We start from the raw sequence: 14,143 nt of genomic DNA on the forward strand, positions 1-14,143 counted from the left end.
TTTTTGAGAAATTAAGCACTAAAATACTTCGCTACAGGATGATAACAGACGATCGAGCTTGTGGACTGTTTAGGGTATATTTGTTCTGATAAAGACCTATACATACCAATCCGTTTAATGTCTAGTAAATCTAATTAGATTTTATTATTGATTCAACTCAGGAAATAATATTTTTAATAATTTATTATATTTTTGATCTTGTTCACAATCAAGAGATTTATTTAATTTTTTTCGATAAGTACCTTTTTTATCGGCTGAAAGTAATAGTTGTTCATAGTTGTAGTAACGGATAGCAGAAAACAAAACTTTTCCATATTCTTTTCTATCTTCTAAAACATAGTTGATTAAGGCAAGAAAATTAGGAAAATTATAATTAATAATTCTTCCATACTTAAAAGAATAAAGCGCATTTAATATAGGATATAGTTTATCAATATGAATCATATCATTAAGAATAACATCAGTTTTTTGAGAGTAAAATAAATTTTGTAATTCATCTAGTTTTGTTCTCCTATATTTTGCAGTAAATTTAATATAATCTAGCCAAAATTTCTCAAATTCTATGATTAGTTTATTTCTGAGTTCATTTATTAAATTTTCTTTTTCTTTTTCAGTATTATAATAATATAATTTATAATTAATATAATCAAATTTTAGCTCATCAAAAGTTATATATTCTGATGTCCAATCAGTTTTTATAATATAATTATTTTTATCTATATAAGCTTCTTCATAGTAACAAAGAAAAATCAACTTATTCTCTTGTTGTGATTTCAATATTGTCTCGTTATTAATAACAAAAGCATTATTATTATTTAAGTAAATTATATCTTTTTCCGTGAACTTTTGCTCATCTGCTTGAGTATGAAATTGATTAAAAAACCAAATGATAAAAGTCTTATTCTTTTGATAAAATACCTCTCTTTCAACAATTACACTTAAAAAAGTAGTTGATAACTGAATTTCAAAAACAATATCTAAATCTCTAAATTTAGCGGCAACATCTGGACGTTTCCATTCTTTAGATAATCCTTTATCCTGAAAATTTCTTTCTATTCGCACATCATAAAATCTGTTATCTTTTTCAAGAAATTCCCCTATAAAATTTTTCAACATTTTATGTCTTTCACTTTCTTTTTGTCCATTATATTTCATTCTTCTAATTTCGTCTTCTGTATATTTATTACTTGTTTTTATTGGACAATCACCGCTATCGTATAAATGGGAAAAGTGCATTGATTTTTTGCCCGTTTTATTTCCCCTAATTTTTACTGATTGATAACAAAAAGGGCATACTAATAATTTTTCTTCCCTTTGATTATATTCTTCTAACTTTCTTCTTCCTTTAAAAATGACATCTTCAGATAAAGAGAAAAAATAATCTGCACTAAGATATTCTCCAGTTTGTATATTTAAAACTTCTTGAATTGTCCTATTAATTAATTTTTTATTAGTTAAAGAAGTATTAATATAAGGATTTTTAATTGCTTCAGGAAAATCGTAATTATCTCTCATAATCAATACTCTTTCTTAAAAATATAGTATTTTAAAATAAACGTAAATTCTGGTAAAAAGTACATAAAAAGCTACTTAATTAAGTAAGTTTGTAGGGTGGGCAATGCCCACCAAAACCTCATTTAAGCACTAAAATACTTAGCTACAGGATGATAACAGACGATCGCGCTGGTGGACTGTTCGGGGTACATTTGTTCTGACTCATCCATATACATACCAATCCGTTTAGCGTCTAGTAAATCTAATTGTACATACTGATCTTGCATATTCGGACAGGCAGGATAACCAAAACTATACCGTGAACCTTGATAGTGTTGTTGTAACATTTCTCGGATATTATCGGGTTCGGAATCCCCAAAACCCAACTCACGGCGAATCCTTGCATGACACCATTCCGCCATAGCTTCCGCCACTTGTACCGCCATCCCGTGATAATAAAGGTAGTTGGTATATTCATCCTTAGCAAACAGTTTTTGGGCGTATTCTGTGGCAACTTCTCCCACTGTCACCGCTTGGAGAGGGAAAACATCGATTATGCCTGAGTCTTTAGAGGCGAAAAAGTCCGCAATACATAACCTTTTACCAGACTTTTGACGGGGAAATTCAAACTTGGCAATTTCTTCCTTATTTTCAGGATTTTCTGGGTTATAAATATATAAAGTATTGCCCTCCGATTGGCAAGGAAAATAACCATAAATTAGAGTGGGATGTAACAAATTTTCTGCTTTAATTTTGGTTTTCCATTCTTCTAAAAGAGGATAAACTTTTTCTTGTAAAAACTCATTATATTCCTCTCTCGATTGCCCTTGAGGTTTACGAAATTGCCATTGCCCTGCAAACAGTGCTTGTAAGTCTAAATACCAGAAAAGTTCATCTAAATCAAAGTCATTAGGTGATAAAATTTTTGTACCCCAAAAAGGAGGAATTGGTCGATCGATATTAGGATCAACTGCTTCACTTCTTCGGGTATCAATTTCTGTTATTTCTTGATTTTTGGACGGGCTAGAAGCCTGTTTTACGAGTTCTCCAGATTCGTCAAAATTACGCCCTTTAAAGATACTATTTTCTGACATAAAATCGCCTAAAAAGCCTTCTAGGTTATCCCATTGATTACTTTTTTTAGAAGGCATTAGTTTATCCATAAAATGCAAATCGGCAAAGGCATCTTTTCCATAAACTACTTTACCTTGATAGACATTTTGACAATCTTCATAAACAAATTTCGGAGTTAATGCCGCACCCCCTAAGATAACAGGAACATTGATTCCCTCTTGGTTAAATGTCTCTAAATTGTCTTTCATAAAAGCAGTGGATTTTACTAATAAACCACTCATGGCGATACAATCTGCGTTAGATTCACGATAGGCTTTAATAATGTTTTCTACGGGTTGTTTAATACCTAAATTAATCACTTTATAGCCGTTATTAGACAGAATAATATCGACTAAATTTTTGCCAATATCGTGAACATCTCCTTTCACCGTAGCGATTAAAAATGTACCTTTTCCACTACCATCACTATCCGCTTTATCCATAAATGGTTCAAGAAAAGCAACGGCGGCTTTCATGGTTTGGGCTGACTGTAAAACGAAGGGTAATTGCATTTGTCCACTACCAAATAATTCTCCTACAACTTTCATGCCATCTAGTAAATAGACGTTGATAATTTCTAAGGGCGGATACTTTTCTAAGGCTAGTTTTAAAGCATCTTCTAAACCAATTCTTTCCCCATCAATAATATGTTGTTTTAACCTTTCTTCGATGGGTAAATCTGCCACATTTGTTTTAATACTTTTGGTGGTTTTACCCTCAAATAAGGTGGTTAATTTTCCTAGGGGATCATAAGTGCAAATATCACCGTCAAATTCTCTTTTATCATAGATTAAATCCGTGCAAATTTTAAGGGCTTCTTCGTCAATTTTAGCTAATGGTAATATTTTACTAGCAGATACGATCGAACCGTCCATTCCTACTTGCATAGCTTCATGAAGAAACACGGAGTTTAACACCTGTCTCGCTGCAGGATTCAAACCGAAAGAGATATTCGACACCCCTAACATAAAATGACATTCGGGAAGCATTGCATGGATGCGTTGGATCGATTCGATCGTAGCTTTTCCGTTTTCTCTGTCTTCCTCAATCCCAGTAGAAATGGGCAAAGCAAGGGTATCAAAAAAGATTTCATGGGCTGGAATGCCATAGTTTACCACATCATTATAGGCACGTTGGGCGATCGCAACTTTTTGATCAGCAGTGCGCGCCATACCATCTTCATCGATAGTACCAATAACGATTCCTGCACCGTATTCCTTCGCTAACTCCAACACCTTGAAAAATCGTTCTTCTCCGTCTTCGTAGTTGGTAGAATTGAGGATACATTTACCTCCTGCCACTTTCAAACCTGCCTCCATTTTTTGCCACTCGGTGGAGTCTAACATCAAGGGGAGGGTAACGTTATTCACCAGACGGGAAGCTAATTGGTGCATATCTTTCACCCCGTCGCGCCCCACATAATCCACGTTAACATCGAGGATATGCGCCCCTTCTTTCACTTGGGCTTTGGCGAGGGAGATTAAACCATCCCAATCTTCGGCGTTGAGTAAATCACGGCATTTTTTCGAGCCACTGGCGTTGAGTCTTTCACCCACAATGAGGAAAGAGTTATCCTGTTGATAAGGTTGGGTTGTATAAATAGATGCAGCCGAAGGCTCATAATGATATTGTCTCTCTTTCGGTTTTAATGTACTAGCGATGTCTGCTAAGGCTCTAATATGCTCGTAACGGGTTCCACAACACCCGCCGATAATTTGAACCCCTAAGTCTTCGATAAAGTGCATTAATGCCATGCGTAACTCGATGGGTGTTAAACGGTAATGAGCTTGTCCGCCCACGTTTTCAGGTAATCCTGCGTTGGGAATACAGGAGACAACGAAAGGAGAGTTTTCGCTCAAATATTTGATATGGGGTTTCATCAAATCTGGTCCTGTGGCGCAGTTTAGCCCCATAATATCGATAGGATAGCGCTCCAAAATGGCGAGGGCGGCGTTAATTTCTGTACCCACTAACATTGTACCCATTGTCTCCATGGTAACGGATACCATGAGGGGAAGTCTTTCTCCTTTTTCCGCAAATACTTCTTCAATGGCGTTAAGGGCGGCTTTGATTTGTAAGACATCCTGACAGGTTTCTACTAATAATAAGTCTGCGCCTCCATCGTATAACCCTTGCACTTGGGTTACATAGGCGTTTTTGAGGGTGTCGTAGTCGATATGTCCTAATGTTGGTAATTTTGTACCGGGTCCCATACTTCCAGCCACGAAACGGGGTTTTTCGGGAGTTGAGTATTCCTCAGCTAATCGTTTGGCAAGTTGGGCGGCGGTTTTATTTAACTCATAGGAGCGATCGGCTAGGTCATATTCTGCTAAAACTAAAGGAGTACCCCCAAAGGTGTCGGTTTCGATAACGTCTGCCCCTGCTTCTAAAAATCCTCGATGCACAGTTTCCACTGCTTCGGGTTTAGTATGCACCAGATACTCGTTACAGCCTTCGTATTCTGCACCACCAAAGTCTTCGGCTGTCAGGTTTTGCACTTGCAGATTCGTACCCATGGCACCATCAAATACTAGCACGGGTCGATCGTCGCTATGGAGTCTGTCTAAAAATCGGCTTTTCATAGATAATTGAGATTATGAGAAGTTCTATAAAGTTATGTTAATTAACCAATGATAGCTTATTTAAGGGCTATGATAAGTTATAACGACTATTTGTGATACCGTTTTAGTATGATTTTTATTAATTTTTAAGTTAGAATCAGAGTAAATGTTGAAAGTAAGATAAATTATGGAAGGAATTGATTTTGTTATCGATGAAAAAGGAATAAAAAAAGCGGTGTTAATCGACTTAGAAAAATGGGGAGAAGTTTGGGAAGATTTTTACGATATTTTAATTTCTAAACAAAGAGAAGATGAAGAAGAAATTGCTTGGGAAGATTTGAAACAAGAGTTAGATATTAATAATAATTTTCATGATTGAATATCAAATTAAGTTTAAATCATCAAGTGCTAAAGAGTTGAAAAATTTACCCTCAAATATTCAGAAACGTATAGGGGAGGTTTTGGAAAAAATAAAAGAAAATCCTCGAATATCTGGGGTAATTAAATTACAAGGAGATGATAAATTGTATCGCATTAGAGTGGGAGATTATCGATTGGTTTTTGAGATAGATGATTCTGAGAAATTAATTAAAATTACTAGAGTTAGACATCGCCAAGATGTTTATAAAAAATAATCACTCATAATGATCAATTTCTCAACTCCATTTAATATATTTCTCATCTTGATCATTAATATTTTGTAAAGAGTAGTTAACAATATCTAATTGATCTTCATCTGTCCAAGCGTCACTATAATTCACAAAGCTAATATTTTGATTTGTTAAGTCATTTAATATCATCGTTGCTAGTCTTAATCTTTCATCTAAGGGTAATATCTCGACAACTTCGCTATAAATTTCTTGAACTGTTTTACTCATAATGCCCAACGGTTATAACTTTCCCAAATAATAGCTTATTTAAGAGCGATAATATATATTGTTTATCAGTAGTCAATCAATAAAATTGTTTATATGAAATATCCTATTACGATGTATCAAGATGAAGATGGATGGTATGTTGTGGAATGTCTTATTATACCGGGATGTTTGAGTCAAGGGGAAACGAAAGAAGAAGCTATCTCTAATATACAAGAGGCGATCGAACTTTGCTTAGAAGTCAGACAAGAAAAGGGATTACCCTTGACTATTGATTATTTTGAGTTAGAGATTTGTGCTTAAATGGGTAAAATACCCCAAATTTCTGGGGATGATGCTGTTAAAATATTTAGAAAATTAGGGTGGGAATTATCACGACAAAAAGGTAGTCACATGATTATGACGAAATCGGGTTCAATTTATACTTTCTTCTGATAATAACTTATTCCATCCGTGAATAGTTAATAAAGTTTAAAATATCGAAGTTCGATCGTCGCTGTGTAGTCTGTCTAAAAATCGGCTTTTCATAGATGATTAAGATTATGAGAAGTTCTATAAAGTTATGTTAAATAACTACTTTAGCTTATTTGACAAACTATAGAATATCAAATAAAAATGAACACTTAATTAATTTTGCCTACTCCAGAATTAGAATTTGATTATTGCTAGTTTGCTCTATGGTTTTTAGTTAGATTCAATACATTCAACTCGGTTTTATACTTGTATAGTTAGGCACAAAGATAAAAAATAGTAACTACTTAATATTTATATAACAATACTATGAGCAAAAATAACTCTACATCTAAAATCGTAGAAAGTCTTTCTCCTGAAGCGAATATATCGAAGAAACAGAAGCAAAAGAAAGATAAGAAAAAGATTGCGAAACAAAGGAATTCTCAAAATTCATATATTTCTGAAGGAGAAGGTAGCTCGAAACTTTCTAAAAGTTTTTATGAAAAAGAATTGGCTCGTCTGCAAATAGAATTAGTGAAAATGCAATATTGGGTTAAACATACTGGTACTCGTATTGTTATTTTATTTGAAGGTCGTGATGCTGCTGGGAAAGGTGGTACTATTAAACGTATTACTGAACCTCTTAATCCACGAGGATGTCGGGTAGTGGCTTTAGGAACACCGAGCGATCATGAAAAGACTCAATGGTATTTTCAGCGCTATATTGCTCATCTTCCCGGTGCGGGTGAAATTGTCTGTTTCGATCGAAGTTGGTATAATCGTGCAGGTGTAGAACACGTCATGGGATTTTGTACTGATGAACAATACCAAGAGTTTCTGAAAACCTGTCCACAATTTGAGCAAATGTTGGTACGATCGGGCATTATTCTGCTTAAATATTGGTTTTCTGTTAGCGATGAAGAACAAGAGCGACGTTTTCAATCTCGCACCACAGACCCAGCAAGACGTTGGAAACTTAGCCCTATGGATTTAGAATCTCGTGATCGCTGGGCGGAATATTCTCAAGCCAAAGATACTATGTTTGCCCACACAAATATTCCTGAAGCGCCTTGGTTTACAGTGGAAGCTGATGATAAAAAACGAGCTAGGCTCAATTGCATCAGCCATTTTCTTAGTAAAATTCCCTATGTCGATATGACACCAGAGCCTTTAGAACTTGCTCCTCGTAAGAGTGCCCCTTTAAATTATGTGCGCCCTCCTCTCAATGAACAGTTTTTTGTTCCTCAAAAATATTGATGTGCAGGTACTTCTGATTTATTCAGCAAACTCTATTTAAAAATTAGTTAAATTAATGTACTAATTTTAATCCTTGATAATTTTAAGAAAATTGTTGATAAAAATTAATAACTTCTGTTAAAAATTCCTCTGAAGATTCATAGGGTAAAACATTTCTACCTTTAATTTTTTTCCCTTGTACATTAGGGATATTTTTTTGATATAATTCTATTCTTTGATCAGGAGTTTCTTTAAAACCTTCCTTGCTAACACTGGTGGCTTTTTCTCCCATTAAAAGTAATATTTTTTGGTCTAATTTTTGCATTAATTTTGTATAATCTTTACGCCAAAAACCAGCTAAAAATGAAAATACTGCATAACGACTTTTAGGCTCAATCGCACTTTGTGATAACATATCTAACCATTCATCATCAACATTTTTAGCTTCACCAAATAACTCTTTGATGGAAAAAGATTTAATAAATTCACGGCGACGGGCATATTGATAAAATAATGAACCAATAAAGGAGTCAAAAAAGAGATTCCAAATAATTTCACTAATGCGAAGATTACCACCATTAATCATAATATTCCACGCTGGAGGTCCTGACAAGATTAAACCTTCAATTAAATCAGATTTTAACTCTCCTGAAGCCATATAAATAGCAATGGGAAAAGATGCACCTTGTACCACTAAAATAACAGGTTTTTTGACAATATTATTAATAAAATAGTTTAACTGATTTGCCCAATCTTTAGGATCATAAGCAATACGAGGTAAATCTGAATTACCACAGCCTAATAAATCAGGATTATAAATAGGCAAATTATAGTTTAACTGAGTTTGTGTTTGCAGAAATCTGTGCCAGAAATTTCCTGATAAGCCGACACCGATGGGATGAATTAAGACGATGGCTCGATCGTGCATTTTATCGGTATTATAGCTAGTATAGGCACATTTATATTTATTCCAAGAATAATATTGAGTTGAGGATGAAAATGTCATAGTTTGATAAGATAAAATTTACGCTAGAATAACTTTAATCTAATAGTAGGCTATAAGGAATTAAGTTACCGTTGAATATTTCACAGCAAGTCAATTTTCAAGTTAAAACCGATGTCAGTGATTTAAAAGAAGTATTGCGACAGTTTGAAGCAGTTAAACAAGATTGGGTAAATCAGAAAGACTGGCTACAATGTCAATTAGCTTTAGCGGAAGGTTTTACCAATGCCGTGCGTCACGCCCACAAAAATAAACCTTCTGATACTCCCATAGATATAGAAATATCGGTGACTCAGGAGGAAATTAATATTAGGATATGGGATTATGGGCAACCATTTCAATTAACTTCCATCGCCAAAAAAATTTCCCCCTCTTCCGATTTAGCCGGAGGGGGGAGGGGTATTCAGATTTTACAGAAAATTGCTGATGAGTTAAGCTATGATCATCATGAAGACGATCGAAACTGTTTATTAATCAAAAAAAATTTGCTACCCTAATTAATATTAGAGTAGCGTCATCATTGTAATGGAATTAAGAGAAAATAAAGATTATTTTATTTATCGTCTTCCAATAAAGCATCAAAATCAAACTCATCATCATCACTATCGGCAAAAGAATCAAGATTGAGATCATGATCATTACTGTTATCATCAACTAAAGCCGATAAATCTAAATCATTATCATCCTCAGCATCATCTGACAAATCTAAATCAAAACTCAAATCATTATCAGAGTTATCTGACAAATCTAAATCAAGGTTAAAGTCATCATTAGAATTATCCGCTAAATCCAAATCTTCTCCAAAAATCTCAACATCAGATTCCACAGAAGCCGAGGCGGAAGCCGATTCAGAAAAAACATCTAAGTTAAAATCATCATGAGATATTTCTTCTAACTCGTTATCACCAGTTAAATCTAAGGCTTCGCTAAACATATCCACCTCAGATTCCACATCAGAAGGCGAAAAAGCATCCAGATTAAAATTATCTCCTAAATCGTCACCTTCTAGCTCGATCGAGTCATTAAAAATTTCTACATCAGCTTCTCCAGTCATTGGAGACTCAGCAAAAGCATTTAAGTTTAATTCTTCTTCTAACTCAAAAGAGGAAGTTAATTCTTCTTCCGATGTAAACTCTAAACCACCATCATCAAAAGAGGGGGTTTCTTCTTCTAACTCAAAAGAGGGAGTTAATTCTTCTTCCGATGTAAACTCTAAACCACCATCATCAAAAGAGGGGGTTTCTTCTTCTAACTCAAAAGAGGGAGTTAATTCTTCTTCCGATGTAAACTCTAAACCACCATCATCGAAAGAGGATGTTTCTTCTTCTAACTCAAAAGAGGGAGTTAATTCTTCTTCCGATGTAAACTCTAAACCACCATCATCGAAAGAGGAGGTTTCTTCTTCTAACTCAAAAGAGGGAGTTAATTCTTCTTCCGATGTAAACTCTAAACCACCATCATCGAAAGAGGAGGTTTCTTCTTCTAACTCAAAAGAGGGAGTTAATTCTTCTTCCGATGTAAACTCTAAACCACCATCATCGAAAGAGGAGGTTTCTTCTTCTAACTCAAAAGAGGGAGTTAAGTCTTCTTCCGATGTAAACTCTAAACCACCATCATCGAAAGAGGAGGTTTCTTCTTCTAACTCAAAAGAGGGAGTTAATTCTTCTTCCGATGTAAACTCTAAACCACCATCATCAAAAGAGGGGGTTTCTTCTTCTAACTCAAAAGAGGGAGTTAATTCTTCTTCCGATGTAAACTCTAAACCACCATCATCGAAAGAGGAGGTTTCTTCTTCTAACTCAAAAGAGGGAGTTAATTCTTCTTCCGATGTAAACTCTAAACCACCATCATCAAAAGAGGGGGTTTCTTCTTCTAACTCAAAAGAGGGAGTTAAGTCTTCTTCCGATGTAAATTCTTCTTCTAACTCAAAAGAGGGAGTTAATTCTTCTTCCGATGTAAACTCTAAAACACCATCATCGAAAGAGGGGGTTTCTTCTTCTAACTCAAAAGAGGGAGTTAAGTCTTCTTCCGATGTAAACTCTAAATCACCATCATCGAAAGAGGAGGTTTCTTCTTCTAATTCATCATCTAATTCCAGAATTGTGGCTGCTTCAGCAACTTCTGAAGAAGTAAAAGTATCTTCTTCTGGTGGAATATTTATATTCGCTATGGCTTCTCGGAGATTGCCAATTTGCGTCTCATAATCTTCTATTTGTGACTGATGATTCGCTTGTAATTGCTCGATTTGAATTTGGAAAGACTCTTGTAGTTGTGCCTGTCGATCGAGATATTCTTGATCTTTTTGTGCTAATAGTTCTTCTAATTCTGCTACTCTACTATTATAATCTCCCTCACTAGAAGTCGATAAACTCGATAATTCTAATTCGTTAATTCTAACTTGTAATTGCTCGATCGTATTCTGAAGATTAATTACCTCATCACTGCTAACAGAATCAGATTGTAAGCCACTTAGTTGATCTTGGTAATCTTGAATTTGCCCTTCATAGGCTTTTTCTGTTTCCGCAATTTTACGATTAGTTTCGGCTTCATACTCTTGTCTAAGGGAAGCGATTAACTCTTGTTTGCGAGTTTCAAAACCTTCTTCCGCATCTCTTAAGGCTTTTTGTTTCGCTTCTTCAATAACTCCATCGTCAATTTTATTCGGTTTTACAAAAAATACGATAACTGCACCTATAACCGCACCGATAATGGCAAAAACGGCTTCCATGAATTTTCCTCCAAATTTTTATAAAAGTTTGTTATGAGATTTTTTAATTTTTGTCTAACAGTAATTATATGGATAAATTTTGTTTCGCAATCTTATTTTCTCAAATTAAGTATTTTTACTTAGTCTGATTATAAGCGCTATAGACACCTTTAACGTTATACCAATTTAGAAAAATTCGCGCTATCTCTAAGGCAAGTTGCGGTTTTCCTTGATTTATCAACCACTGTAATAGGGGTTTCATGGTGTTTTCGTTGAGTGTGCCTCCAAAAGAAAGAATCCCCCATAATAATTTATGTAGCCATGTCATTTGAATCATCATTCTTACCTCATAGGTAGGATGTTTTTGATAAAATAATACACCCATTTTTCCCCTTTCGATTTCTTTTTCTATCAATTGGGGTATTTGTTGCAAATTAAAGGGTGGATGCCAATGATAGCCTACGGCTTCAGGGCATTTGATTAATTTTAAGCCCAATTTCTTTAATCTAACCCCTAATTCCAAGTCTTCCCAACCGTATTGATTAAACATGGTATCGAATAATCCTGCTTCTAATAACCATTTTTTGGCAATGGCGACATTTCCTGTGGCAAAATAGGCTGAAGAAAAATCTGTTATTTTGTAAGGTTCTGCGGTAGGATTGTCAAAGTTGCAAGTGTTGATTACCGCACCATAGGTAAAAATTCGCTCACTATTTTCTTTCTCTTGTGCTTTAATAATAGCTTGACTATGGGCTTGAAGAAAAACAGGTGTTACAATTAAGTCGCTATCGATGAAAATAATCCAATCTCCGACGGCATTTTCTACTCCTAAATTACGAGCTGAACCTGCTCCCTTGTGATTTTGAGTTAAAACTTTAACATGGGCTAATGAGGCTTTTTCTTCGGTTATCCATGGTATTGTTTGATCGATCGAGCCATCGTCCACTACAATAATTTCATAATCAGTAATGATATTTTGATCAAACTCTTGATTTTCTAAAGCAAGAAGACATTTTTGCAGGATTGGCAAACGGTTATAGGTAGGAATAACAACGCTAAAAAACACAAATAAACTCCTGAGAGTAAATAGTTCAGAATTTACGCATCATAACCTAAAAACTTCTTTCTTCGCTATCAATTTATGTTCTGTTATATAAAACTTATCTATAGTTACTCACTATAGCGTTTACTTTCTGCTTCTACCAGTCAAGTCGGCTTGATACTGTCCACAGACGTTAATTCGGCTGTAACCCAACCTATTTTTTCTATAATTACTTCTTCAGGTCTTTTTTTCTCACGCTCATGAGGCAAAAAGTCATATTTATATTTTAAAGTGCTTCTGACTTATTGTCTGCTTATTTGAAAACCTGAGTTCGATCTAAGAAAATAGTAGGAGCGAACGGCCGTTCGGAGCGGTAACGTCAGATATTTAAGTTAATGTGATTTATTTTTCTTTTGTCTTTTGTTGAGTCTCTAATTCTTTGGTAAGAAAATAATTAAGAAAAGTTCTGATTAGAGCAATAATTATTAATTTTCCTAAAGAATCAAAGGTTGAACTTAAGGAGGTAGCAACAATATCCGCACCTAACTGAAATTCTAACGCTAGTACAAGCCACATTCCAAATTCTAGCCGAATTTCCCTAAATAAATTTTTACTACGATCATATTTCGATCGATAAGCGAGTAGCCCAGTTTTTAATACACCTAAGAGAATACAAAAAACCGCAATGGCTTCTAGTAAAAACTTCAGGAGTGTAATAATAAGAGCTAATCCATGTTCTAAATATTCCATGTTAAAAGTTATTATTGTTACTCTACTGCACGGTTTTGAATACAAGTCTCCACCGTGAGTTTTAGGCTTAGGTTAGCTTAATTTACCAAATCGTCAAAAGCAAGACGAATTTGCTCTAAACGGCGACGATTTACCCCTAAATCTGATTCCCCTAAACGAGAAGCTGATCGCCATTGTATTACTTTTTCCCCTTCAGGGAAATAAAACTCGGCATCATCCACAAAACCCATGATTTTACTTCGAGATTCTGTACGAATATAATTGTCTTTTTGTTCAACAATTTTCGTATCAGGTACAACTGATAATATTTTCAGAAAACTATCGTAGGCTTGAGTTCGATCGAGCTGATAAGTCAAAGGTTTGATATAATGACTAGAATCAGCATCCTGACTCACAACACAATTAGGAGAAGGAGGACAAGAAGCTAATTGACTGTTAACTACACCTAAGTTGTTCGGTGTTTGTCCTTCAAAATGAAAAATTGCACCCAAAGGAAAAAACAATCCTGAAAAAGAGATAATTAAAGAGCTAAAAATGGAGATAATTGATACCATAAAAACTGATTTTATTTTAAATTTTGCTACAAATGTCAATAAGTTACTGGTAATAAAATATCATTAAAATTGTTATCATTGCCACCGAAGATGTCTTCAAAACTGAAGATATTATTGCCAAATACTGATTATAAGTAATTTGTTACAAGTACAGTTTTTAAAACGACTATGCTATAGAGAATGCGGACGGAGAGACTCGAACTCTCACATCAAAGATACTAGAACCTAAATCTAGCGCGTCTACCAATTCCGCCACGTCCGCTTAATGTGCAGATACTATGATAACATTCTTTGTCAAATAATTCAACTATGGTCAAATAACAAGGAGTTAAGATTACAAAAAGTTTTGTAATAA

15 protein-coding genes and 1 tRNA gene are annotated in these 14,143 nt (G+C 34.6%); 6 read left to right on the forward strand and 10 right to left on the reverse strand.

Annotated elements, in window-relative coordinates; genetic code table 11:
• Positions 1-144: 144 nt before the first annotated feature.
• Together SYN6308_RS06365 and metH are read right to left on the reverse strand one after the other, a co-directional pair.
• Positions 145-1,515: a DUF6035 family protein gene (locus tag SYN6308_RS06365; RefSeq protein WP_017293605.1), complete on the reverse strand. Its 1,371-nt coding sequence runs from the start codon at positions 1,513-1,515 to the stop codon at positions 145-147.
• Positions 1,516-1,637: 122 nt separating this feature from the next.
• On the reverse strand, positions 1,638-5,189 hold the full coding sequence (metH, locus tag SYN6308_RS06370) for a methionine synthase (RefSeq protein WP_017293606.1): 3,552 nt from the start codon (positions 5,187-5,189) through the stop codon (positions 1,638-1,640).
• A 166-nt stretch (positions 5,190-5,355) separates the two neighbouring features.
• On the opposite strand from metH, the gene SYN6308_RS06375 reads away from it, so the two are divergent.
• Both SYN6308_RS06375 and SYN6308_RS06380 read left to right on the forward strand, forming a co-directional pair.
• Positions 5,356-5,547, forward strand: coding sequence for a hypothetical protein (locus SYN6308_RS06375; protein WP_017293607.1), 192 nt, complete (start codon positions 5,356-5,358; stop codon positions 5,545-5,547).
• A complete protein-coding gene (locus SYN6308_RS06380; protein WP_017293608.1) occupies positions 5,540-5,803 on the forward strand; it encodes a type II toxin-antitoxin system RelE family toxin in 264 nt (87 codons plus the stop codon). The genes SYN6308_RS06375 and SYN6308_RS06380 overlap by 8 nt, the downstream gene beginning before the upstream one ends.
• A 21-nt stretch (positions 5,804-5,824) precedes the next feature.
• On the opposite strand, the gene SYN6308_RS06385 is transcribed toward SYN6308_RS06380, so the two are convergent.
• Positions 5,825-6,046, reverse strand: coding sequence for a hypothetical protein (locus tag SYN6308_RS06385; RefSeq protein ID WP_017293609.1), 222 nt, complete (start codon positions 6,044-6,046; stop codon positions 5,825-5,827).
• Between the two features lie 93 nt (positions 6,047-6,139).
• Between SYN6308_RS06385 and SYN6308_RS06390 the strand changes: the two genes are divergently transcribed.
• From SYN6308_RS06390 to ppk2, 3 genes are all read left to right on the forward strand, one after another.
• Complete coding sequence (locus SYN6308_RS06390; protein ID WP_017293610.1) at positions 6,140-6,346, forward strand: type II toxin-antitoxin system HicB family antitoxin; 207 nt, start codon at positions 6,140-6,142, stop codon at positions 6,344-6,346.
• Positions 6,347-6,478: a type II toxin-antitoxin system HicA family toxin gene (locus SYN6308_RS25980; protein WP_017293611.1), complete on the forward strand. Its 132-nt coding sequence runs from the start codon at positions 6,347-6,349 to the stop codon at positions 6,476-6,478.
• A gap of 345 nt (positions 6,479-6,823) precedes the next feature.
• Positions 6,824-7,753, forward strand: a complete 930-nt coding sequence (gene ppk2, locus SYN6308_RS06400) for a polyphosphate kinase 2 (RefSeq protein ID WP_017293612.1) — start codon at positions 6,824-6,826, stop codon at positions 7,751-7,753.
• 82 nt (positions 7,754-7,835) lie between these two features.
• Here the strand turns inward: ppk2 and SYN6308_RS06405 are convergent, their stop codons facing one another.
• Positions 7,836-8,738, reverse strand: coding sequence for an alpha/beta fold hydrolase (locus SYN6308_RS06405; protein WP_017293613.1), 903 nt, complete (start codon positions 8,736-8,738; stop codon positions 7,836-7,838).
• A gap of 71 nt (positions 8,739-8,809) precedes the next feature.
• Here SYN6308_RS06405 and SYN6308_RS06410 point away from each other — a divergent pair, with 71 nt between their 5' ends.
• The gene (locus SYN6308_RS06410) at positions 8,810-9,232 is read left to right on the forward strand and encodes an ATP-binding protein (RefSeq protein WP_017293614.1); all 423 of its coding nucleotides are present in this window, start codon (positions 8,810-8,812) and stop codon (positions 9,230-9,232) included.
• A 56-nt stretch (positions 9,233-9,288) separates the two neighbouring features.
• On the opposite strand, the gene SYN6308_RS06415 is transcribed toward SYN6308_RS06410, so the two are convergent.
• The 6 genes from SYN6308_RS06415 to SYN6308_RS06435 all read right to left on the reverse strand — a co-directional run bounded on the left by SYN6308_RS06415 (position 9,289) and on the right by SYN6308_RS06435 (position 14,050).
• Complete coding sequence (locus tag SYN6308_RS06415; RefSeq protein ID WP_017293615.1) at positions 9,289-11,463, reverse strand: hypothetical protein; 2,175 nt, start codon at positions 11,461-11,463, stop codon at positions 9,289-9,291.
• Positions 11,464-11,578: 115 nt separating this feature from the next.
• Positions 11,579-12,508, reverse strand: a complete 930-nt coding sequence (locus SYN6308_RS06420; protein WP_017293616.1) for a glycosyltransferase family 2 protein — start codon at positions 12,506-12,508, stop codon at positions 11,579-11,581.
• Between the two features lie 378 nt (positions 12,509-12,886).
• The gene (locus SYN6308_RS06425) at positions 12,887-13,234 is read right to left on the reverse strand and encodes a DUF1622 domain-containing protein (protein ID WP_017293617.1); all 348 of its coding nucleotides are present in this window, start codon (positions 13,232-13,234) and stop codon (positions 12,887-12,889) included.
• Positions 13,235-13,311: 77 nt separating this feature from the next.
• Positions 13,312-13,788 carry a DUF1499 domain-containing protein gene (locus SYN6308_RS06430; RefSeq protein WP_017293618.1) on the reverse strand — a complete coding sequence of 159 codons (477 nt, stop codon included), beginning with the start codon at positions 13,786-13,788 and terminating at the stop codon, positions 13,312-13,314.
• Positions 13,789-13,823: 35 nt separating this feature from the next.
• The gene (locus SYN6308_RS25985) at positions 13,824-13,898 is read right to left on the reverse strand and encodes a hypothetical protein (RefSeq protein ID WP_390091428.1); all 75 of its coding nucleotides are present in this window, start codon (positions 13,896-13,898) and stop codon (positions 13,824-13,826) included.
• A gap of 71 nt (positions 13,899-13,969) precedes the next feature.
• A tRNA-Leu gene (locus SYN6308_RS06435) sits at positions 13,970-14,050 on the reverse strand.
• Positions 14,051-14,143: the final 93 nt, after the last annotated feature.

Origin of the sequence: Geminocystis herdmanii PCC 6308 (assembly GCF_000332235.1) — a bacterium.
Lineage (GTDB): Bacteria > Cyanobacteriota > Cyanobacteriia > Cyanobacteriales > Cyanobacteriaceae > Geminocystis > Geminocystis herdmanii.